This window comes from Pantoea sp. S62 (assembly GCF_016658625.1).
GTDB classification, from domain to species: Bacteria; Pseudomonadota; Gammaproteobacteria; order Enterobacterales; family Enterobacteriaceae; genus Pantoea; species Pantoea vagans.
The window spans coordinates 1-244 of record NZ_JACVVI010000077.1; the positions used below are offsets into that span (position 1 = coordinate 1).

The 244-nt window shown below is 62.7% G+C and carries 1 protein-coding gene; it reads left to right on the top strand.

Translation table 11 applies throughout. The annotated features are described in order from the left end of the window. Positions 1–25: 25 nt before the first annotated feature. Positions 26–244, top strand: a 219-nt coding sequence (locus IBT54_RS25000; RefSeq protein ID WP_304622278.1) for a S24 family peptidase, incomplete at its 3' end; no start/stop codon positions are given.

Consider the following 244-nt stretch of genomic DNA (forward strand, 5'->3'; position numbering starts at 1 on the left):
ACCCGCCGCGTACGGCTCAGGCCTGATGCTGCTCTGGCCCCCGGTTTTCACTCCCCGTGTACGCGTGCCCCTCTATGCAGATCCCTGTGCGGCAGGCTTTCCTTCGCCCGCCGCAGATTATGTGGAAAGTGAACTTGACCTTAACGAGCTCTGCATCCGCCGGCGCGCCTCCACGTTTTTTGTGCGTGCCAGCGGCAGCAGCATGCAGGAACTGGGGCTGTGTGATGGCGACGTCATGGTCGTC